Annotated in this window: 18 protein-coding genes, 1 tRNA gene and 1 pseudogene; 12 read left to right on the top strand and 8 right to left on the bottom strand. The window is 39.9% G+C overall.

Annotation, left to right across the window (positions count from 1 at the left end; translation table 11 throughout):
• Window positions 1-2: 2 nt before the first annotated feature.
• Window positions 3-2147: a type I-G CRISPR-associated protein Cas8g1/Csx17 gene (gene cas8g1, locus ACE1CA_RS06805; RefSeq protein WP_413280498.1), complete on the bottom strand. Its 2145-nt coding sequence runs from the start codon at window positions 2145-2147 to the stop codon at window positions 3-5.
• A complete protein-coding gene (cas3g, locus tag ACE1CA_RS06810) occupies window positions 2140-4605 on the bottom strand; it encodes a type I-G CRISPR-associated helicase/endonuclease Cas3g (RefSeq protein ID WP_413280497.1) in 2466 nt (821 codons plus the stop codon). The genes cas8g1 and cas3g overlap by 8 nt, the downstream gene beginning before the upstream one ends.
• Window positions 4606-4979: 374 nt before the next feature.
• Between cas3g and ACE1CA_RS06815 the strand changes: the two genes are divergently transcribed.
• From ACE1CA_RS06815 to ACE1CA_RS06845, 7 genes and pseudogenes are all read left to right on the top strand, one after another.
• Window positions 4980-8216 carry an ATP-binding protein gene (locus ACE1CA_RS06815; RefSeq protein WP_413280496.1) on the top strand — a complete coding sequence of 1079 codons (3237 nt, stop codon included), beginning with the start codon at window positions 4980-4982 and terminating at the stop codon, window positions 8214-8216.
• Window positions 8217-8457: 241 nt separating this feature from the next.
• Window positions 8458-8886: a DUF7680 family protein gene (locus ACE1CA_RS06820; protein ID WP_413261378.1), complete on the top strand. Its 429-nt coding sequence runs from the start codon at window positions 8458-8460 to the stop codon at window positions 8884-8886.
• Window position 8887: 1 nt separating this feature from the next.
• Window positions 8888-9241, top strand: coding sequence for a hypothetical protein (locus ACE1CA_RS06825; protein ID WP_413280495.1), 354 nt, complete (start codon window positions 8888-8890; stop codon window positions 9239-9241).
• Entirely contained in the window at window positions 9238-9627 is a 390-nt protein-coding gene (locus tag ACE1CA_RS06830) for a hypothetical protein (RefSeq protein ID WP_413280494.1), read from the top strand. The genes ACE1CA_RS06825 and ACE1CA_RS06830 overlap by 4 nt, the downstream gene beginning before the upstream one ends.
• Window positions 9628-9663: 36 nt before the next feature.
• Window positions 9664-9963, top strand: coding sequence for a hypothetical protein (locus ACE1CA_RS06835; protein ID WP_413261380.1), 300 nt, complete (start codon window positions 9664-9666; stop codon window positions 9961-9963).
• Window positions 9960-10478: a PIN domain-containing protein gene (locus ACE1CA_RS06840; RefSeq protein WP_413280493.1), complete on the top strand. Its 519-nt coding sequence runs from the start codon at window positions 9960-9962 to the stop codon at window positions 10476-10478. Before ACE1CA_RS06835 ends, ACE1CA_RS06840 begins: the two co-directional genes overlap by 4 nt.
• A pseudogene (locus ACE1CA_RS06845) lies at window positions 10454-10705 on the top strand (hypothetical protein); the annotation flags it as partial. The gene ACE1CA_RS06840 and the pseudogene ACE1CA_RS06845, both read left to right, overlap by 25 nt.
• Window positions 10706-10804: 99 nt before the next feature.
• On the opposite strand, the gene ACE1CA_RS06850 reads toward ACE1CA_RS06845, so the two are convergent.
• The gene (locus tag ACE1CA_RS06850; protein WP_413280491.1) at window positions 10805-10975 is read right to left on the bottom strand and encodes a DUF29 family protein; all 171 of its coding nucleotides are present in this window, start codon (window positions 10973-10975) and stop codon (window positions 10805-10807) included.
• A complete protein-coding gene (locus ACE1CA_RS06855; protein WP_413280490.1) occupies window positions 10956-11078 on the bottom strand; it encodes a DUF29 family protein in 123 nt (40 codons plus the stop codon). The genes ACE1CA_RS06850 and ACE1CA_RS06855 overlap by 20 nt, the downstream gene beginning before the upstream one ends.
• 125 nt (window positions 11079-11203) lie before the next feature.
• On the opposite strand from ACE1CA_RS06855, the gene ACE1CA_RS06860 reads away from it, so the two are divergent.
• Genes ACE1CA_RS06860 through ACE1CA_RS06870 form a run of 3 tightly spaced genes read left to right on the top strand, consistent with a single transcriptional unit; the run spans window position 11204 to window position 15177 of the window.
• A complete protein-coding gene (locus tag ACE1CA_RS06860; protein ID WP_413261384.1) occupies window positions 11204-11770 on the top strand; it encodes an ATPase in 567 nt (188 codons plus the stop codon).
• A gap of 3 nt (window positions 11771-11773) precedes the next feature.
• A complete protein-coding gene (locus ACE1CA_RS06865) occupies window positions 11774-11944 on the top strand; it encodes a hypothetical protein (RefSeq protein WP_413261385.1) in 171 nt (56 codons plus the stop codon).
• Window positions 11945-11991: 47 nt separating this feature from the next.
• Window positions 11992-15177, top strand: a complete 3186-nt coding sequence (locus ACE1CA_RS06870; protein WP_413280489.1) for a helicase-related protein — start codon at window positions 11992-11994, stop codon at window positions 15175-15177.
• A gap of 64 nt (window positions 15178-15241) precedes the next feature.
• Here ACE1CA_RS06870 and ACE1CA_RS06875 read toward each other — a convergent pair whose 3' ends face one another.
• The 3 genes from ACE1CA_RS06875 to ACE1CA_RS06885 form a co-directional block, all read right to left on the bottom strand.
• On the bottom strand, window positions 15242-16813 hold the full coding sequence (locus tag ACE1CA_RS06875) for a HEAT repeat domain-containing protein (protein WP_413280488.1): 1572 nt from the start codon (window positions 16811-16813) through the stop codon (window positions 15242-15244).
• Window positions 16814-16901: 88 nt separating this feature from the next.
• A complete protein-coding gene (locus ACE1CA_RS06880; protein ID WP_486517699.1) occupies window positions 16902-18230 on the bottom strand; it encodes an IS701 family transposase in 1329 nt (442 codons plus the stop codon).
• A 267-nt stretch (window positions 18231-18497) separates the two neighbouring features.
• Window positions 18498-18570 (bottom strand) — tRNA-His (locus ACE1CA_RS06885).
• 116 nt (window positions 18571-18686) lie between these two features.
• Between ACE1CA_RS06885 and ACE1CA_RS06890 the strand changes: the two genes are divergently transcribed.
• The gene (locus ACE1CA_RS06890) at window positions 18687-19091 is read left to right on the top strand and encodes a DUF4359 domain-containing protein (protein WP_413275702.1); all 405 of its coding nucleotides are present in this window, start codon (window positions 18687-18689) and stop codon (window positions 19089-19091) included.
• Between the two features lie 13 nt (window positions 19092-19104).
• Here the strand turns inward: ACE1CA_RS06890 and ACE1CA_RS06895 are convergent, their stop codons facing one another.
• Entirely contained in the window at window positions 19105-20013 is a 909-nt protein-coding gene (locus ACE1CA_RS06895; RefSeq protein ID WP_413275701.1) for a glycosyltransferase family 2 protein, read from the bottom strand.
• A 600-nt stretch (window positions 20014-20613) separates the two neighbouring features.
• Here ACE1CA_RS06895 and dpsA point away from each other — a divergent pair.
• The gene (gene dpsA / locus ACE1CA_RS06900; protein ID WP_413275700.1) at window positions 20614-21168 is read left to right on the top strand and encodes a DNA starvation/stress protection protein DpsA; all 555 of its coding nucleotides are present in this window, start codon (window positions 20614-20616) and stop codon (window positions 21166-21168) included.
• Window positions 21169-21258: the final 90 nt, after the last annotated feature.

Below are 21258 nucleotides of genomic sequence, written 5' to 3' on the forward strand. Positions count from 1 at the left end.
GGTTACTCCTTGCTGTCATATTTGCGAATTTGTTTGAGTAATCGAGCCAGATCCAAGTCAGAAATTGGAAATGCTAGTGCAGAGGCAACTCGCTGGGTGCGATCGCTTGGTTCGTACACACCTTGCGCCACAGATGGGTTAAGTCCGCTAGCAGATAAACGTCGAATAGCAAGCTGGGTTGCGGTGTAACAGTCGCCTGCGGCTAGTTTGCCTAGCAGACTAGAAACTCTAGGGATAATCAAGTCTTGGGCCAAAATGTAGCGTCCGAAAACCGTCTGACACGCCTCCTGGTTAATCCGCCGATGCTGAACGAGCTTGGCTAGAGAATAGGCAACTGGAATCGGCAACTCTGGTGGCTTCGGTAGTTTAAAAGACTCAGACAGATCCACCAAACTCAACCCACGAGCGATCGCTTCCACTCGTTCATCGTTAACGCTCTTATCAATCCAACGCACCACATCATCTAACGCTGCAAAGAGTTTGTAAGTTTTTGGCTGTTCTGAGAAGTATGTCAGATGTTGCTGTTGAACTTCAATTTCTTCTCGCCTCAACCAAGCAATTAAGTTACTTACCAAATTCCCTTTTTTCCAGGTTGTGATACCGTCTTCTTTATCTGCCCACTCCCAAAAACGGCTGTTTCGGCTGTCTGTTTTTTGTCGTACTCGCACAAGTCGCTGTCGTAAGTTATTACTAGCCAATGCCAATGCCAAACGAAACTCGCTGGATTCTTCTTTACAGTCATCAATCCAACCCGATTCCAACAAAGGTAAAGGACGAAGAAATTTATCTTGAGTAAACTTGAGAGAACTATCTAATGCTGCCTCTGCTTCACCTAATGCAATTAGCACATCTAATAGAAATGCCTTTCCACGACTTAAATCGATAATGGCAGTTTCTAAACGTCGATGCGCCCGTTTCACAGACGCAGGAGCCTTATCATCTTGAGCAGCCCGTCTAAAGCTGTCTAACCAATTGTCGATTTCCTTCAATCGGTCAACTTGGGGGTTAGACTGGGGCTGAAAGCGATCGAGGGGAATGGCAAAATAAGACAACCCATTGCGAACTTGAAAGCTATAACGGATAAACTCGTTAATTCCTCGATTTCTGCCTAAATTTGATACGGCTCTGTAAAAGTCTACCCCATAGCGAGCGGTGCGATCGCCTACCTTAGCCCGTCCTTCACTAAACAAAACCTGTAACTCTCCCAACCCCGCAGGTGCAGACCATAATGGAATCCACAGTTCGGCTCTAGCGTCATCCCCATCAGAAGCACTACCATAGCCCACATTGGAGGGGCGGACTGTAAAGGGATAAGCCAATCCACCCTGTTCTGATTGTTCGTAGCGCCGAGTAGCCCCAGCCGTGAAAAGCATGATGCCTTCTAGCATCAGCACAAAATCCCAAGGATTGACTCTGGAATCAGCATCATAGCCTGGTGCAGCGTTGGCTCCTCCAGCCGCTATAGGGTTGAATTGCCCAATTTTGCCGCTAAAGGGCAGTCCTGGGAGAGTTGCATCAAATAAAGCTGCTTTGAGTAAAGCTGGTGCATTAGCAGTAGGTTCTCCAGTGTCAAAGTCGATCAATTCCTGCAACTGCTGCATAAATGTGCGACTGAATTCAAAATTACCGTCATTGCCACCCGTTCCGGTTAAAGGGGGAAATTGTAAATCCTTTGATGTCACCAAAGCACAGGTATCTAACCATTTCACCGCTTCATCAGGTAGTTCGTTTCGCAGCCTTTCTAAAAGTCGTCGTTTTTCATCTTTATCCTTTGGCTGAACTGTTAGCTTAAGGTCATCAACCTGCTCTTGAGCCTTTGTAATCGTTTCCCCATAAATTTTTAACCGTTCTGACTTCGCCTGTTGAATTGAATTGAGCAAGCGCTTTTGAGCAGTATCTTTTGGGTAAAACCCAGTGCTACCGTTCCAAGGTGCTATGAGTGGCGTAGGTTTGTAGCGATCAAGCAAGAACTTTTCTAGCCGCTCCTGGGTTAGGTGCGTTACCAGAACAAAAGCATCATTAAGCCAATAGCATTTTGCTTGGGGGTCTTGCTTCTGTTCAACAATCAACCGTAGAACACCCAATGCTTTGAGGTAGTTTGATAGCGGTTCTGGGGTGCAACCCTGTAGAGTAATGGATTCAGGCATCAGTCTTCTCCAAAATGTCAGGAGTGCGTCGAGCAGAAGCACGCCAATCAGCAATCCGAATCAGGGTTTCCAGAAATGCCAATTTGAAAGGGCCATACTTTTCCAAAAGGGCGATCGCCCGTGCTGTCCACGATTCCCCATTTTTTCCTTCTCCTAACTCCATACAGTCTAGGGAAAGAACCTGACTTTTGATTCTTAAACCTGCACCCAAGTCAATTTCAGAAAGTTGGTCGTGGACGCGATCTCCATCATGCACCCCCAGTGCAAACCGCTTCACCCCAACAGGGTTTTCCGTAGGTCGAGGCTGAATGGTCATTCTGACCTTACCGTGATGACAAGCAACCAGGTAGCACAATAAAAAGTCTTCCTGTTCTTGTAATTGTTGTAACGCCAGCAGCGCACTGACTAACTCATGCCGAAAACCACGCCGATTATCAGGCATTGAGTAGCGATCTGCTGGGTTCTGAAAATCATGGTCTGACTTAGCCCAAAGTGTCTCACCCACACGGTCTGGTCGGTTATGTGTCAATGCTGTTTGAAACACCGGATGAGCCTTACCCGCATCATGCCAGCGTCCAGCCTTTACGAGTAAGTTAACGGGTAAGTCAAATGCTGGAAATTCTTTGCATAAGGTTTCAACTTCTTCAGCAACATCCTGAGAATGTTGAACCAAAGTGACGTACTTTTTCATCTGATAAGTCAATGAATCGGCTTCATCGTGGTCAGACTCAATAGAAGTTGTTGTTCCAACTACTTTAGGTTGGTCGGTGCTTTCACCTGTGAAACCGAGTTCTTCTGAGTAACCACCATCTGAACAATGCAGCAGCAATGACATCCCTGGATAAACTGCTTTAGCCTTTTCCCATTTGCCTTTCAGCCCATCCCAGTACCAAGGGTAGCGGTCTTGCTTCTTGAGCTTATCTAACAGGTCGAATGTATAGCCGATATTTGTTCTAACAAGCCGAACTCGACAAAGTTCTTCTTGTTGTAATGCACCTAGATCATCGGGTGGCTCTTCACCCAACCAGTTCCGCCAAGCGATCGCCACATCATTTTCATCTGTTTCTCGAATAAATGAAGAAATATCGATATCATGCCCTGCTAAATCAGTAGAAGTGTCAAACAATTGCAACAGGTCATGCTGACGGGGAATTAAGCCTTCAATCTTCTCCTTTGGAGCCTTATCCTTAAAATTTTCCAAGTCTTTTGGGCCTACCTGGTTAAGTTCTTCAAGAAGCGATCGCGCTTGTTCCAGTTGTTCAGTCTTATAAGGGCTAGCATTTTTCTTTAAATCAGGAATATCTATCCAGTAAACGGTTGCTGTTTCAGAGCATTCCCTGTATTCCCCATAGCGATTACATCGTCCAAACCGTTGCACTAGCGACGACCAAGGGGCGAGTTCAGTAAACAGGATTTGAGCAGAAATATCAACACCTGCTTCGATTGCTTGAGTTGCTACCAAAATGCCAGAAAGCTCCTTCTGTCGAAGTTTTTGAAGTTGCTGATTTCGTTCCTCTCGTTCTGCTGCTCGAAAGCGCGAGTGAATTAATATTGGTTTCTCGCCCTTTTGCTTTTCCAGGGCTTTGTAAAGTTCCTGGGCACGGCTGACTCGATTGCAAATCACCATTGTCAGCGAACCGGGTATGTGCGCGGCGATTACTTCTTTCGCCAGCGCTAAGGCATAATCATTTTCTTTACCGCTGCATTCGGTTTTTGTTTTGACTAAACGCTTTTGAGCTTGCACTCGCCACTTGAGCGTTTCACTCTGCAAATAATCATTATCAGTGAGTTCGTGGACTTGATTCAAATCAGGCTTATAGTTAACAGTTTGCAGTAGTTCTTTATCTAGGGTTGCGCTCATCCATAGCGATCGCGCTGTTCCATAAGTCCCAAACTTTTCTCGGAACCCTTGCAGTTGGGCAGTTGTTCGCAGTCCAGCCCCCATTAACTGCACCTCATCCATTACCCACAGACAATCATTGTTCAGCATTGCAAAGTGGATCGGCCACTTATAGCGGCTCATGCTGTATCCTCGGTTCAATGCTCGACTCAATAGTTGATCTTGAGTACCGATCAGAATGCAGTCTTTTTCTGGGTCAGCTTCCCAGCGTTTACTGACCGCACCGCCCATTAATACATGAACTTGTACTTTATTCTCTTCTGTCTCATTCTTCAACTCGGCGGCCTTATTCACCCATCTTTGAACTTCAGCCTCTGTTTGCTCAACCAGTGTTCGCATCGGTAAGCAGTAAACTAGGCGGCGTGGTGTGCGCTTACGAATTTCTTCATCGCCATAACGTCTGCGCCAAAGCCAACTCAAGACCACTGCGGCTGTTTTTCCTGCCCCCGTTGGTACATTAAGCAGAATCGGGAGTTCTGATGCTGTGGCTAGTCGCTCTTGATAGGGGAATGGTGGGTTTTGAGTAATTTCAAGAAACCATTCAAAGTAATTTTGCATAGTAAAGCAACCGTACTGAAGCGGCTGTCAAAGTTGCCAAATTTGTGCAAATGCTTTCTGACGAAACCAGGCAACCTTTCAGTTATACGACCATCGGTTTTCTGCTTCCGTAGACCATTTTTCTCAGAATAGCTTGTGGTAATGGAAAAAACAAATAAGTTTCTTTTTAACAGTCACCTTAATATTGATTTGCTAAACTTATAAATTAACGGGATCTGGATCTTCAGGATTTCAGCAAAGGGAGTAAGTTAGTTATAGCGATCGCACCCAACACACTAGCCAATCTTTCCAGTGTAAATTGTAAATTTAGCCCTTACTACGGGAAAACTTAAAATAAGACCCCAAACCGTTTGAGGGAAAAAGAACTAAAAATCATGCGGCCATCCATTTTTCAGACTTGCGTTCCCAGAGAAGAAATCCAACAAGGAGAACTCTCTGTAGAGTTATTCGCCGCCAAACTGCGATTAGTAGTGGATGGCAAAGCCCCCACAGTTTATCAAGACCCCAAAACCTTCTTCGCCAACACTTTCCCCACAGATGGGATAAAAACCCTGATTAAAGAAGTATTCGGGCGCTTAACTGGACAAGCTGCGGGGTCGCCTATTTTGCGGCTGGAAACAAGTTTCGGCGGTGGCAAAACTCACGACGAGATAGCCCTTTGGCACATTGGCAAACAAGGACGATACATTGAAGGACTGGAACGCTTTGCTGATTTAAACTTAATTCCAGACCGTCCCATACAAGTTGCCGCAGTGGATGGTAGGGACTTAGACCCGGAAAATGGCGTTTATCACCCGGAAACGGGCATCACTACTTATACTTTATGGGGTGAAATAGCTTATCAGATTGGTGGAATTGAAGGTTATAAATTACTTCGAGGTTCTGACGAGAAAGGTATTAGTCCTGGTACTTCCGTATTAGAACGACTGACAAACGGACAGCCTACCTTAATTATTCTCGATGAAATTGCGCGTCATTTGCGATCGGCTAAAGCGAAACAAGTCGGTAAAAGCGACCTATCCGAACAAGTAGTCGCCTTCCTATTCTCCCTGATGGATTTAGCCGCTGCTTGCAATAACCTAGTATTTGTCTATTCCCTCGCTTCCGCCTCCGATACCTTTGGCGGAGAAACTACCGAACTACAAGAATTAATCCAAGCTTCCGCCAGACAAGAAAGAGTTTTAAGTCCCTCCACCGATGTGGAAATCTACAATATCGTCAAACAGCGCTTATTTGATAGCGTAAGTGCCAAAGCTGCTGAAGATGTAGCGAAAGAATATTTAAACAGCTACCGCGCCAGTCGCATCAACTTGCCAGATGGATGTAAAGATGCTAGATATGCAAATGCGATCGCATCATCTTACCCCTTTCATCCCGAACTTTTCAACCTGCTAACTAAAAAGATTGCCTCTATCCCAGAATTTCAACGCACTAGAGGGGCTTTAAGATTATTCGCCCAAGTAGTCCGTCACCTCTGGCAGAATACAAACGATTGGATACCGCTAATTCATACGCATCATATTCCAGTCGGATTAGATGCAGAAATTACCAATGATTTAACTTCTCGTCTCCAGCGTCCCTTAATGCGAAATCCCATTGGGGCAGATATTTATAACCCAGATGGTAGAGAAGCTTACGCCCAAGTACAAGACGGGGAATGGATAGCTGCTGGAAAACCTCCCTTTTCTACTTGGGTAGCCAGCACTATTTTCCTACATTCTCTCACCCAAGGAACTTCATCTGGAATTCGACGGGCTGAATTAAATTTATCCCTGCTTACACCCGGATTAGAAATTGGATTTGTTGACCGTGCCCTACAACGACTCAGCGCCGTTGCTTGGTATTTAGATGATGACCCAATTACCTCAATTTCTCGGTTCAAAGAAGAACCTTCGATTAACAAAATCATTGCCGAAGAGAAAGAACAAATTGGCAGAAGTGAAGCCAAAGATGATTTAAGAAATCGTCGAGATAGCATCTTCGCCAATAAATTCTTTACCCTTGTTTCTTCCCCAGAAAATGCGTCTGATGTAGACGATGACCCCGATTATGTGGCATTATGCGTGATTGATTTTGATGAAGCCACTGTTTCTGCTACTACAGACCCTCCACCTCATTTAGTCGAGCAAATTTTCAGTAATACAGGTGAATCTGGAAAATTTCGTACCTTCCGCAATCGCTTATTATTCTTAGTAGCTAATCGGCAAGAATTAGAACGCGCCATAGATAATGCTAGGGAATATAAAGCGATTCAAAATATCCTCAAAAGTCAAAATCGGTTAAATGATTTATCAGAAAATCAACAAAAACAACTGAAGCAGAAACAAGGCGAAATGGATTTAGCGGTACGCATCTCTTTAACTAATGCTTATCGTCATTTATTCTATCCTGCTAACGATTCAGTAAAAGCCCCCAAAGGGTTGATGCACTATGTATTAGCTGCCCAAGAATCTAGCGAAGTAAAAGGAAAGAATAATCAACAAGATGTGATTTTAAAAGCCCTCAAAGATTGTCAGAAAATTCGCTCGGAAGAGGCTAAACCTTTTGCGCCTGCTTATATTATCCAAAAAGTTTGGCCTTCCGGTTTAGATTATTGGACAACTAAAGCTTTAAAAGAAGCTTTTTCTAAAGATTTGAGTTTGAATATTTTGCAGGATGTGGAAGTTTCTAAACTGCGCGATACCCTTCGTCAAGGGTTAGAGATGGGACAATGGGATATGAAAGTCGGAGAACGCCTGTTCATTAAAACCGATGACAGTAAGCTAACTTTACCAGAAACGATCGAATTTAGCGATCGCATGACTCTCTACCGTCGAGGTATTCTCGAACCCCCCAAACCCAAAGACATCGAACTCAGCGCCCAACTAATGCCCTCAACAGAACCCACAAAACCTGTAAAAGTTTACTGGAAGGCGAAAGGGGCGTTAACGGTTAGCCTTTACCAAGAGGGGACGCTAGTACCTGGTGAGTTTCGTCCTTCTGATGAGTATGAAGCGAAAATTAGCAACACGACACTTTTTCGGGTAGTTGCTGACTACGGTAACGGGGAAACCGCCGAAAAGGAAACGCGAGTAGTTATTGCGGTTCCCGGAAGGACACCCACTGTTAGCAATGGCGGTGGTACTTACATCGTAGGTGGCGGTGGTTTAGGGACATTGTTTGATGCCAAGCCCGACATTATAGAATTAGATGGTAGCGTGAATACTGCTTTTAATGCGTTGATCGATCGCTGCACGGATAATAAAGTACAAGGTATCGAATCCCTAGAACTATCCGTCAGTCAAATTGTAGATTACCGTAAACTAGGGACAACAATTCCTTTATTAACTCGCTTCAAATTGCACATTGACCAAACAGTTATGATTCAAACAGGCGACCAGTTTGTAAGATTAGAATATCAAGGGCCGATTCGGGGTTTCCAAACCTTTTTTACTACTATTAATAGTTTACTAAATACCCCAGATGTGCAAGCCAACGTCAGCCTGAAAATTTCCTTTGAATTTCAACCAGCAATTCAACCACAAGGAACTGAACTTAATACAATTAAACAGACGCTTAATCGCAATCCGGTCGATCGCTTGAATCTGGTTGTTAAGGTGACGTATGGATAAGAACAGGTTGGTTTTATTGTAGTGCGAGCATCTTGCTCGCCATTCAATTCCCGATATAAAATTGTTCTTCCGTAGTGCGAGCATCTTGCTCGCCATTCAATTTCCGATATAGAATTATTCTTCTGTAGTGCGAGCATCTTGCTCGCTAAAATTTATTGACCCTAAACGTTTATTCACCCTAAACGTTTATTAACCCTAAACGTTTATTAACCCCAAGCAAGACGCTCCCATTCCCGGAAATATGCAAGAGTTCCAGTTAAGAATCGTTCCCTTAGATAACAACAATTTTGCTTTAGAATTGTACCAATGTGCTTATAAAAAAGCCGGAGAAAAAAAGCGTCCTGCTGCCAAAAGAATTGGACGACTCAAAGGTAATGCTTTAGTACAAGCAAGAACAGTAATTTACAGCCTATTAAAAGCGAACAATTACGATCCAAAAACCTTATCACATCAACGACAAGCACCTTATATTTTATCAGAAGATTCCGGCGTAAACTTAGCAATTTTATTTCAGGCATTACAACCACTTTCCAAACCAGAAAGAATTGCTAATATCACTTCTGGAGTCATGGCAATGAGTAATGAAGAAGCCCATTACTGGTTCGCCAAAATAGCAAATGGAAAGCGGTCTACTGCATTAAAAGCTTTGCGAATATTACTAGGGGATTAATATGGCAAATCTATATTTAATTACCAGTCTGTTTGATGAAGGAATTTATGAATCTAGCTTTCGCGTAGTTGAGGCAGAATCAGAGTTAGAAATTGCCCAACATATTCTCGCGCATCCTTCACCTTGGCAATGGTTTTTAGATAGGTCTTATCCTAGAGATTGGCGAAATCGGAGTTTTTCCGTTGGGTCGTTATGGGACTGCGTGCAAGACTCTGAAATGACACCAGAAAGATTGCTAGAATTAATCAAAATGACCAGCGTTGATGGAGATTCAACCGCTCAATTAGCGATTCATAAGATTACGGTAAATCAGTTATCAGATGTTAATACTGACCCTTGGAGTAAAAGAACATGAAACTCTCTGATTTGTCTGATGAAACTTTGAATAACATTAAATCTCTGCGGTGGGATAGAATTATTGAGAAACATGAAGGGCCTGAACGCTGGTCATCAGTTCTTGAATATTATAACCCCGAATTTATGAAAATTGAGGGGCGTTGGGTATTGTTACCAATAGAGCGAGAAAATCATACAAATATAACAATTTTACGCACAATTTGGAGTGCAGATGGTAACTCGCTAACGCTGTTTTTGAAAGATACGACCTTTGGTGATGGTGAGTTTTTAGCTGGATTTATGGCGGTTTGTGATAAACTTAAAAACGAAGAATTTTTTATCGCCATTTTATACCACGAATGGTTTATAATTGAGCGAACTGCTACTTTTGAATCGTCAAGTTAGATTCCTTTATATACTACTTTTAGGAGCATTGATTTTATGACACAAGAAACAAACATTAAGATTGATGTACGTGCTGCTGTTTATGCTGCCGAAAATTATCTGAATTCCCTTCAGGATAAAATAGGAACGGGAATTCAAGATGTCAGACTAGAGGAGGTTGAACTATCAGAAGATAAAACATATTGGCTAATTACAATAGGATTTAATCGATTAACCGATACCGCTAATAATCCTTTAGGACTTCCAGCTATTCCTCAACACGAACGCGAATATAAAATTTTCAAGATAGATACAACAACTGGAGAAGTTAAATCAATGAAAATTAGACAGCCATGAATGAGTTTATTCGTTCCTTATTGGGACGCTACCAGCAAAAGGGAATTTTAATTGATACTAATATTCTGCTTCTTTTGTTTGTCGGTACGGTGAACCGTTCGCGCATCTCCCAATTTAATCGCACCGAAAAGTTTACTCCCGAAGATTATGATTTACTGGTGAGGATTTTGTTATTTTTTCAGAGAATTGTTACAACACCCAACATTCTGACAGAAGTAAACAGTCTGATTAATGGGATTGGAGAACCAGAACGTTCTCGCTGTTTAGAGATATTTGCAAATATTGTTAACGAAAAGCTATCTGAATTTTATATTGAAAGTACTTCAGCAGTAAAATTAGAAAACTTTACTAAGTTTGGATTAACAGATTGTGGAATTATTAATATAGCTAGAGACAAATATTTAGTTTTAACCGATGATTTTAAACTAGCTAATTATTTACAGACTATTAAGATTGATGTTATTAACTTTGAGCTTATTCGTAGAATGGGATCCAACCCGTCCGCCGTTTTATGAAAGCCACCGGGTTAGTCAGCAACGATATGTTCATGCGAACAATTGAAGTCGCGCTAAAAGTAATTCCCCGAATTGGAGATGAAAAAAAACGCATCCCAGAAGAAAAAGCCTTGTTAGATTTGTGGTTAGCGATGGATGAAATTAAAGCGAAAGTTGTGGTGGAACAATTAGAGTTACCGTTGCAATACGGACAATTGAGTTTAGATTTAGATTTGGGTGACGGTTAACAGTTAACTATTAGACCTCTCCAAAAAAGATTGTAGAGACGTTGAATGCAACGTCTCTACAAAGGTTTCAGACAACGCAACTTTAATTTCTGGAGAGGTCTATTCAATATTTTCGGTATCATTGCTCTGTGAAGGTAAAAAATCAGCATTAAGTACTTCTTCCACAGTAAAGGGAGACTCAGGGGGAAATATTTCAATAGATAAACCTGTTTCAGCTGCGGCTAGTTTCCTAGCATTTTGATAAGATTCATTAAAAATCTCTTTGGGCAAATTTTCCCTCTTTTAATAAATTGATATTTGTCTGTAACCACAGATAAAAATCCTGTTCGTAAAGGGATATTATTGCAGTTGTTATCGATTGAATATTTGTCATTTTGTTTAACTTCCTTTTTCTTCTCTACATAAGTCTAACAAATTCCCTAATTTGTTGCTATTTTATGAGAAAATATTGGCTGAGTAGTGCGAGCATCTTGCTCGCTGAGGAAAAAAGAGACAGATATGCCAAACCTTTTTATTATCGGAGGTGCAAACGGTGCGGGTAAAACAACAGCAGCCATGCAACTATTACCCAACTTCTTAGACATTTTTGAATATGTCAACGCCGATGAAATTGCTAAAGGACTTTCCCCCTTTCACCCTGAATCAGTTGCCATACAAGCAGGACGTTTAATGTTACAACGCTTAGAAACACTATCAAATGCGGGTGCTGACTTCGCCTTTGAATCCACCTTATCGGCTCGGAATTATGCCCGATTTTTAACAACCTGTAAAAATAAAGGTTATGTAATTAATTTAATTTATTTCTGGCTGCAAAGCCCAGAATTAGCTATAGAACGGGTAAGAAGACGGGTTGAAAGCGGAGGTCATAACATTCCCGAAGAAACTATCCGCCGTCGCTATGAAAGAGGACGTATTAACCTGATTGAACTATATCTGCCTTTATGTGATAAATGGATTGTTTACGATAATTCTACTTCTATTCCAGAATTAGTAGCAGAATGTCCGCTTAATTCAAATCCAATAATTTATTACCCATCTATTTGGAATAAAATTAATGAGGATTAAACCATGAAAAAAGAAACCGAAAAACTATCAGAACAAATCGACGCAGGTATTAAACAGGCAATTGCCCAAGCTATTGAAAAGCACCGAAAGCTGGGCGAATCGATTACTATTTGGCAAGATGGAAAAATTGTCACTCTTACCGCAGAAAAAATTCCCACAAAAGAGGTTAGTTAATGGTTAACTGTTAACCGCTAACAAAAACTACTTTCATCAAATAAAATATGTCTTTATATTTACGGGAACGAACTTGGCGCATTAGTTATTCTAGCAATGAAAATAACCCCATTGCTGACTTTTATATTCCCGCCTTGGAATGTGCCATTCAATATGACCGCAAATCCGGCTTTTTCAGCAGTGCTATTCTCAGTAAAGTAGCCCGTGGCTTAGGTGCAATGCTGCATCAAGAAGGACGAATGCGACTAATCATGGGTTGCCAATTTAGTCCAGAAGATTTGCAAGCTATCCAACAAGGATATGAATTAAGAGATGCACTCTTTACCCGCCTCGATACTGACCTTAAACCACCTGAAAATTTCGCCCAACTGAAACATTTTGAAATCCTCAGTTGGCTGATTCAAAACGGCTACCTAGATATTAAAATTGCCATTCCCCTTAAATTAGATGGAATTCCAGAAGATAGTCATGCCCAATTAGACCCCCATCATATTTTCCATGAAAAAGTTGGTATTTTTACTGATGCTAATGGCGACCAATTAGCCTTTAGCGGTTCCAATAATGAATCCCTCGGCGGTTGGGAAAAAAACGTTGAATCTTTCCATGTTTTTTGTGCTTGGGAAGAAGGACGAGAACTAGAACGAGTTCAGGAAGAAATTTTTCGCTTTGAACAACTTTGGCACAATTTAGCCCCCAACGTGCAAGTTTTTGAAGTTCCAGAAGCGGTTCAGAAAAAGTTATTACGTTATGCGCCAGCGACTAAACCAACCTGGGATAAACGAGTCGAATTTGATAACAGACTTCTATCCCAAAAACAAAGTATTAGAGAATTAGATAAACCAGACAATATTGTAATTGAAGAAATAAGTAAACCAGTTGTTACAACTCTTATAAATGAACAATGTCAGCAAGAAAAATCGGGATTTGAACAACTGATTAATTTATATCAACATCCAGGCTGCTTAGATTTCTGCCTCAAGTCAATTCCTATTTCTCCTTGGCCTCACCAAATTAAAATATTACGACGAGTTGCTCAAAAATTCCCTCACAGTTTTTTAATTGCGGATGAAGTTGGTTTAGGTAAAACCATTGAAACAGGTTTAATTTTGCGTTACTTACTCGTTTCCCAAAAAGTAAAGCGAGTTCTAATTTTAGCGCCTGCTAGCGTTCAACCTCAATGGCAAGAAGAACTGCGAGAGAAATTCAACCTGCACTTTTGGAGTTACAACCAAGGAACATTTAAAGACCCCTATGGTTTACCATTAACAAATAACAATCAACCAATAACAATTAATCCCTGGAATACAACTAACCTGATTCTCGCCTCCAGTCATTTAGTACGACGAACTGAACGAATGCAACAACTGCTGGATGCTAATCCTTGGGACTTAATCATTTTAGATGAAGCCCATCATGCCCGTCGCAAGAGTCCACAAAATCGGGAAGAAACACCGAATCGATTATTAGAATTAATGCAACAACTGAAAGAAAAAACTCGCAGCTTAATTCTTCTTTCAGCTACTCCAATGCAAATTGACCCTATTGAAGTTTTTGACTTACTTAACTTATTAGGAATGCAAGGACATTGGTCTTATGGCGATAATTTCTGCAATTATTTTGCTTCTTTAACTGCATCTCCCGACCGCTACAGTTTGGAGTTTTGGCAACAAATGTCTATCGATTACTTTCAGCGTGGCGGTCAACCTTGTTCTAGATTACAAGGATATTTAGAAAAGAGCGATCGCCTCCTATCATACCGCATCCGAGATATTTGGCAAAAAGGTCAAAAACTCGTCAATCCCAAACAATATTTAGCTGATGATTCTTTTATCACCACCTCTCGCCAATACCTCACCGTTAATACTCCCCTCAAAGATATAATGTTTCGCCACACCCGCGACACTCTACGGCAATATTACCAGCGAGGACTTTTAGACCGCGACATCCCCCGGCGCGAAGTGCAAGACAATGCGATTACCTTGGAATGCGATCGCGAAATCCCTTTATACGTGGCTGTAAGCGATTACGTGCGTCATTTCTATCGTTTAGCTCAAAAACAGAATCGCAAAGCTTTAGGCTTTTTAATGACCTTATATCGCAAGCGTTTGACCAGTTCTTTTTACGCTATTAAAGAATCATTGCAACGACGACTTGATTCTCTGATAACTGGTATGGGTTCGAGTCTAACTCAAGATGATTTCAGCGATATTGATGATGCTGATGATGCTGTAATTGAAGGTTTAGAATCCTATATGGAACCTGTAGACCCGCAAGAAATCCAATATTTAGAAGACTTACTAAGGCAATTTGAAACCACAGGTGAAGACACCAAACTTTCTCATTTCATTACTATTTTACGTCGAGAATTGAGTCAACGGGAAAGCGCAATTGTTTTTACCCAATACACCGATACGATGGACTACTTACGAGATGCCTTACTTAAATTGTATGGTTCTCAAGTTGCTTGCTATTCTGGCAGAGGTGGCGAACTTTTGGCAGATGGTAACTGGTGTTTAGTTGCTAAAGAGGAGATTAAGCGTCGATTTAGAGAAGGTGAAATCAAAATTCTTCTGTGTACAGAATCAGCTTCCGAAGGTTTGAATTTGCAAACTTGTGGCGTACTTATTAATTACGATATGCCTTGGAATCCGATGCGCGTAGAACAGAGGATTGGCAGGATCGATCGCATTGGACAAGTTTATCCAACGGTGAGAATTCACAATTTTTACTATGATGGTACGGTAGAAGCAAAAGTGTATCGAAAATTGCGCGATCGCATCAATGCTTTCCAAACCGTTGTTGGTAACTTACAACCGATTTTAGCTTCTGTACCAACCTTCATCGAACAAGCAGCAATGAGTGCAGATCCAGAAGAAGAAGGGGTATTGCTAGCTGAATTTGAACATATTTTAGATACTCCTCCTTTGCGTCCTGCTTTAGATGAAATGGTGGCGATGGATGTTGTCGCAGACTTGGCAGAAATTCGCATTTCAATTCCTGCGTCTCCTATTCTGCCAGAAGCGATCGAGCAGTTATTTACTACTTCTACGTTATTAAAAGCTTGCGGTGTTAGATTTGAGCAGGCGGAGGAACGTACTTGGCAACTTTTTTATAAAGGTCGCAATTACTCTGTTACCTTTTATCCAGAGGTATTTGATGAGATGCCCTCAGTGCGGTTGATGAGTTTTGGCGACCCGCTGTTTGAGGATTTGTTGGCAGTGGCGATGGGATGATTGAAGTAATGCTTGGTAGTGCGATCGCTTGGATGCTGCTTTGATTATCTTTAGTATTAAGGAGTTAATTTTCCCAGGTAATTGCTCTTATCCAACCTAAAATATTTTCAACTAATTGGGGTTGACTAGGAGAGAACTGTTTTAGTTTTTTCACTAGTTGATCTGTAACCACACAAATTTCTTCACCAAAGTTACTGAGATCATCGAGGAAACTATCGCTAAATCCTATCGGTTCTGGTTCTAGTGCAGTAGAGTCGTAGAATACCAAAACAAACTTTTTATCGCTTTTTAGCAGCTTACAATAAACTTTGAGTGACTGCATTGTTTCTGGTTCTCCATTAAGGCGTTCTGGACAACCAGCAATTACCATTTCTGCATAAATTTCCGCTGCTGGGTTATCGCGATGTTCTTTCATAAATTCGCTAGCATTGATGCAAATTTCGCGAACTTTCTGATTGAGGTTTGGATCATTAGCAATGGCAGATTTCAAGAGTTGCGGTAAGTTTGCTAAGATGAGATTTTGTGTTAGTGTGTTGTTGCCAGTAGGAGTAATTTCTGCAACTTCTGGATGAATATTTGTGCCAGGTTTAGGCCAAACTTTATAAAAATCAACATAAGCCATATTCTGAACACAGTGCCAGAGGACTTCATAACTAGCTTCATAAGAGCCAAAATTATTTTTGTAATTAAAGTCGGGAGCTAACTTCTTGAGTATATCTTCATATAATTCCTTACTGCTAAACTTACTCAATAAATTCTTTAAGGTCTGAACAGCTTGATCATGTACATCCAGATTTTCATCAGCATCTAGCATATTAAAACAACTATCTATAAGCCATGAAAATACAGGCGATGTACTGCTATCAACGAATTTTTCTAGTATTGATACAAGGGAAACCCAAGCTTCATCCCCGTTGATGAAATCAGCCCTTGAATCAATCCAGGGAATAATAATTGCTTCTACTTCTTTCACATCTTTCACATTCAGTAGAGCTTCTGCTACTTCCTCCCAAGGTTTTGGATCATATACAATATTTTCGTCATTGGGTTGGTCATTGGGATATAGTAATTCATAATAAGAATTGAACAATTCCGAGTCAACCTTTAAAATTTCAGATTCAGCTTTCCCTGAGTTATCTGCATTTTTTTCCTTGGTTTTCGGCAAATTTGATTCAGCGACTATTTGGTTCGCTTTATCATGTTGTGGAGCAATTTTCAATAAATGTTCAGCAATTTTATAATGGATATCTTGATTTCGCAACCAATCCAGTTGTATCCCACATTCCAAGATATCAATTGCATCTTGGTTATTAGCACCAATTTTTCCTAAAACCCAAGCAGCTTCTTCCCAAAATAGTGGATTATTAGTCTCTTTTAGTCGAGTAATTAATTTATTAATTCCATTATAGTTACCCTTAGCAATTTGACCTAATATCGAAGCAGTATTACTAATTTGATTAGTATAACTAATATCGTCCATCATATCAATTAGTTTAGCAATGATTTTTGTGTTACCGATAGCTATTTTAGATAAGCTTTCTGCAACTGGAATAAGGGTATAGCTAGAGGTGCAAGTTTGCAACATTTTAATTAAAATATCGATAGCTTCATCATTGTTAATACCTATTTCCCCCATTAAAGTTGCAACGTGCTGAATAGTCTTCCAAAATAAAGTATCCCTCTTTTGTCACTTTCCGAATTAAGCAAGTAGTAAATAAACTAAACTATCCAGAAGAATAAAAGGATTTAAATTGATTCATGGCAGCAATTAAATGATTGAATCCCAGTAATAAATGTGAATTAGGAAAAATATCGAGCCAGGGATAAATCGACCAAAATAGTAATAGTGGTTGGACAATAAGACGCAGATTATTTAAAACATTCTTCCATCCACATTCATGATTCCATTGTTGATGATCAGAAAAATCAACCTTACTAGTTTCTGGCTGATCAGCCTCAGTTTGATGAGATTTATTTAAGCTGAAGAAGGCTGGAGAGTTTAAACTAATCATTGTGTAAACACAAAAAATAATTTCCCACCACCTCTCAATATGTTGAAAATTGGTGAACCGATAATCTGTCCAGCCGAGTTCCTGCTTACATTGGCGAAAACCATATTCTACCCAAGTTCTTAATCCATACAAATCACCTAAAATATGCTTCAGGTTCCCTTGAAGATTTGTCATTACGAAGGAAGTAGAATTCTCTGGCATAGTTTCTGGATCGGTAGTTATTTCCCAGTAAGTTACGGCTCTCTTTTTACCATAAATTATTTCCCTAATGTATCTAATTTCTGTCTTTTGGTTGCTAAAAGTTCTCTCGAATTTACACCATTTATTCGCTCTAACCCTCTGCCCTGAAGGAAGCCAGACTCCGTGATTACTTCTAATTGCTACTACATAAGCTAAGTTATATTCACCCAGTTTTCTCAGAAATTGGCTACTTTCACCATATAAACTATCTGCCAGTACCAGTTCAATCTGAAAGCCTTCTTCAATTAATTCTGTAATAATTTCTGACGCTAATTCTATTTTGGTTTGATATTTATCTCCTTCTTTTAATGTTCCTTTTGGTTTGAATACTTTTACCATTAAGGGAAAGGTTATATTAGAGTAAACTCCATAGGCATTGACTGAAACTATTCCATTATCAACTTTGACTACACTACCTAAATATTGTCTGGCTACATAATCGGTCTTTTTACCTTTTTTCCTGTCTCCGGTTTCATCTATTACCACTGTAATCTTCTTGCCATCTAATGCTTTCTTTAGTTTTTTTAATCTTCTTTGTTTTAATTTATCTACCGACCAATCAGAATTGGCTATAAAATGATGTAATGATTGGGCCGAGTTTATACTTACAACTTTCGCTATCTCTGGTAATGATTTTCTTTTGATTGGTGACATTATTCCCAAATGTAAATATTTGAAGCACTCATAATTTCTTACTTCCTTAAACAGGTCTTTATACTCTGCACAATATTCATCTATGAGTGCAACCGTTGGATGAGCATCTCTTGGCAAATGCTTGAGGATTTGTAATTCTACATCCATTGCTCTACTTACCTTTCAGGGTTTTTTTTGTTCATTCTTTTATTTAGAATACCCGGAAAGTGACAAAAGAGGGATTACATTTCAAAAATACGAAATATAGCTGATAGCGTCTAAAATATCTAAAATACATAGATTGCAAAAGCCAATAAGGATGACACTAATTTGTCACTGCCTATTCAACGACATCAATTTGTCACGACGACACTTAATTTGGCACAACGACAGTAATGTGTCACCGACGACAAATAATTAGTCACTGTACAAGAGGGCGAACGATGGGACTCGAACCCACGAATGGTGGAACCACAATCCACTGCCTTAACCACTTGGCTACGCTCGCCTTGCGATTATTTATCATAGCACTCTTTTTCCAAAAGGATCAAGTCCTTAGCCCAGAGACGAAAAAATTCTTTCAGTGGTAAGCTAACTCTGGACTCAAATGGACACAGTAAATTAATGAAAAGTTGGAATTTTCCCCAATCTTTGGGTACTGCCATTGTAACCGGATTACTGGTGTCCTTAGCCATCAGCAATCCCAGTCAGGCGGAGTACGAGAAGTATGCTACTCAGGAACTTACCGAATACTTGCAACAAAATGTTTGCCCTCAAGCACCTAAAATTTGGGGAAAGTCCCTCAAACGAGAATGCAAAAGATTGGTTAACTCTAATCGATCGGAAATCAAAGATTTCATTTCTCAAAGTACAGAAAGATATAATTTTATTCTATTCAGTATTTACAAAACTGAATTATCAATTACTAAAGTTTCGCCCTTCTTACCCTCTGACTTCTTACCTTCTTATCATTTTGGCACGTTAGCAGTTGGACATAAATTTTATATTTACCAAGCAGAAGAGAAGTAATTATTGATTACATTTATAGAACTTGGCAAATTTGCAAATCCAGAGATTTTGCTGGTTCATATTCACTAAAATTCACTTTTTGAGTATGTAATTTTTCCCAATTAAAATCAAATATACCAGCATAAGTTTGTCGCATGGAAGTATCCCATTTTTCCCTGAATTTTGTATATGCTTCTTGCACCATTTGCATTCTAAGTTGATATTTCAAACTAAAATCTACATTTTCTATATTGGCTTCATGTTTGACATGGCCTCCACCTTCATGATGCAACCATGCGCCTTTAGCACATACTAACTTAAAACCTGCTCTTCTCGCTCTGATACCATAATCTAAATCTCCGAAATAACCAAAAAATCTTGTGTCCATTACACCTATTTTATCAAGCAAGGTTCTTTTGATTAAAATTGCATCTCCTGACAAAATTTTATCTTCTACATAATGCAGTCCATGATAGCGGGAAATGTAGTTAGAAAAGTCTAAAACATCTTGAAATCCTCGCATAGGGAAAGGTGGCAAACAAGCGTGTTCGGGATGACTATCTGTGTGTTGAGAAATGCCTCGGACAATGCCTATTTCAGTTTCTAAATTAGCTACACTTAATACTGTTTTGAGAAAATCAGGCGTAATCATCATGTCATTACTGAGGAAAAAAATCTGATTACCTTCAGCTTGGGAAAGTCCACAAGTAAATACACCCGTGTAATGTTGTCTCTGGTGAAATCTAATAATTTTTACTGGGTGTTTCACCGATTGACGAAAGTTTAAAAATAGTGGCAGTATTTCTTCCTTTTGCTCAGAATTATCATCGATTAAAATAAATTCTATAGGAAAGTTGACAAATTGAAAAGTAAATAACACAGAAGATAAACAATTTGAAGTTAGAGCTTTACTATTGCGGGCGGGAATAATTACAGACAGCATGAATTAGGCTCCATTCTCTAAAATATCATATCATTATTAACCAGAATGAATGAAGGAAAAAGCTTTACCTGCTAGCGACCTTTACAGTTTGGGTATTACTTGCATTTATTAACTGAAGTGTCTTCTTTTGATTTAATTGATATTTCTGATAATGCTTACCTATAGCTTAGTAACCTGGAAAAATTGCTGGATGAGGATTTCGAGCGATCGATCGCCCCTGCGTAAAATACAGTCAACAACGCTTCGGTTTCAGTATCCAAACATACAGTTTTAGGATCTCAGTGGTGATGGAGGCGATTATGGCATCCAAACTCAGCAAATATTAAAAATTTAGAAATTAATAGAGTGTTAATGATTCTCATCTGGCTAAAAAGTAAAATTTTTATTTTTTACTCTTGGTAAGTGTGGTCGTTTCCTGACATAGACGGACATTGCCAAATAAGGTTATGAATCTTTCAGTCAATCTCTGGCTTAACCAAGTCTTAATTATTGATAAAGATTTTCATCAGTTGCGAAAAGCCTAGTTGACTATTGAAAGGAAAATGATAAATTGTCAATAGCTGCAACCAAACTCCTTAAGTAACAGGAAAAGGGGAAAAGATGACCCAAGTTTTAGGTTTAAGACAAGCCGTAGATCAGATCGCTGACAATCCAGTTTTATTAGAAAAATCCGTTAGTGGACCTGTATGTGAAGGATTAAATATTGCTTTAGCAAGCTTTCAAGCGCTGTATCTGCAATATCAGAAACATCATTTTGTAGTAGAAGGTAGTGAGTTCTATTCTCTACATCAATTTTTTCAAGATAGCTATGGGGAAGTAGAAGGACATATTCACGAAATTGGTGAACGTTTGAATGGCTTAGGCGGTGTTCCTGTTGCTAGTTTCACCAAGCTTGCTGAACTATGTTGCTTTAGTCCCGAAGATGATGGCATTTTTACTAGCCGATCGATGGTAGAACATGATTTACAAGCTGAACAAGCTGTAATCAAAGTAATCAGAAGCCAAGCGGCACAAGCAGAAAGTTTAGGCGATCGCGCCACTCGTTATTTATACGAAAAAATCCTTCTAGAGACAGAAGATAGAGCATTCCATTTAGCTCACTTCCTTGCCCATGATAGTCTGACTTTAGCTTTTGTGGCTCCTGCTCATAATTAAGGTATAAGGCTTCAAGTAAATTAAGCTCATATACCAAGAGTTCTTTAGATCCCCGACTTCTTGAAGAAGTCGGGGATCTGAGCTTGAAAT

The sequence above is a fragment of the Floridaenema evergladense BLCC-F167 genome, from assembly GCF_041929205.2.
Taxonomy (GTDB): Bacteria; Cyanobacteriota; Cyanobacteriia; order Cyanobacteriales; family Aerosakkonemataceae; genus Floridanema; species Floridanema evergladense.

Excerpts from the sequence above, each read along its gene's own strand:
- cas8g1 (WP_413280498.1), bottom strand. The coding sequence starts at position 2,147 with ATGCCTGAATCCATTACTCTACAGGGTTGCACCCCAGAACCGCTATCA.
- cas3g (WP_413280497.1), bottom strand. The coding sequence starts at position 4,605 with ATGCAAAATTACTTTGAATGGTTTCTTGAAATTACTCAAAACCCACCA.
- ACE1CA_RS06815 (WP_413280496.1), top strand. The coding sequence starts at position 4,980 with ATGCGGCCATCCATTTTTCAGACTTGCGTTCCCAGAGAAGAAATCCAA.
- ACE1CA_RS06820 (WP_413261378.1), top strand. The coding sequence starts at position 8,458 with ATGCAAGAGTTCCAGTTAAGAATCGTTCCCTTAGATAACAACAATTTT.
- ACE1CA_RS06825 (WP_413280495.1), top strand. The coding sequence starts at position 8,888 with ATGGCAAATCTATATTTAATTACCAGTCTGTTTGATGAAGGAATTTAT.
- ACE1CA_RS06830 (WP_413280494.1), top strand. The coding sequence starts at position 9,238 with ATGAAACTCTCTGATTTGTCTGATGAAACTTTGAATAACATTAAATCT.
- ACE1CA_RS06835 (WP_413261380.1), top strand. The coding sequence starts at position 9,664 with ATGACACAAGAAACAAACATTAAGATTGATGTACGTGCTGCTGTTTAT.
- ACE1CA_RS06840 (WP_413280493.1), top strand. The coding sequence starts at position 9,960 with ATGAATGAGTTTATTCGTTCCTTATTGGGACGCTACCAGCAAAAGGGA.
- ACE1CA_RS06855 (WP_413280490.1), bottom strand. The coding sequence starts at position 11,078 with ATGACAAATATTCAATCGATAACAACTGCAATAATATCCCTTTACGAA.
- ACE1CA_RS06860 (WP_413261384.1), top strand. The coding sequence starts at position 11,204 with ATGCCAAACCTTTTTATTATCGGAGGTGCAAACGGTGCGGGTAAAACA.
- ACE1CA_RS06865 (WP_413261385.1), top strand. The coding sequence starts at position 11,774 with ATGAAAAAAGAAACCGAAAAACTATCAGAACAAATCGACGCAGGTATT.
- ACE1CA_RS06870 (WP_413280489.1), top strand. The coding sequence starts at position 11,992 with ATGTCTTTATATTTACGGGAACGAACTTGGCGCATTAGTTATTCTAGC.
- ACE1CA_RS06875 (WP_413280488.1), bottom strand. The coding sequence starts at position 16,813 with ATGGGGGAAATAGGTATTAACAATGATGAAGCTATCGATATTTTAATT.
- ACE1CA_RS06880 (WP_486517699.1), bottom strand. The coding sequence starts at position 18,230 with ATGGATGTAGAATTACAAATCCTCAAGCATTTGCCAAGAGATGCTCAT.
- ACE1CA_RS06890 (WP_413275702.1), top strand. The coding sequence starts at position 18,687 with ATGAAAAGTTGGAATTTTCCCCAATCTTTGGGTACTGCCATTGTAACC.
- ACE1CA_RS06895 (WP_413275701.1), bottom strand. The coding sequence starts at position 20,013 with ATGCTGTCTGTAATTATTCCCGCCCGCAATAGTAAAGCTCTAACTTCA.
- dpsA (WP_413275700.1), top strand. The coding sequence starts at position 20,614 with ATGACCCAAGTTTTAGGTTTAAGACAAGCCGTAGATCAGATCGCTGAC.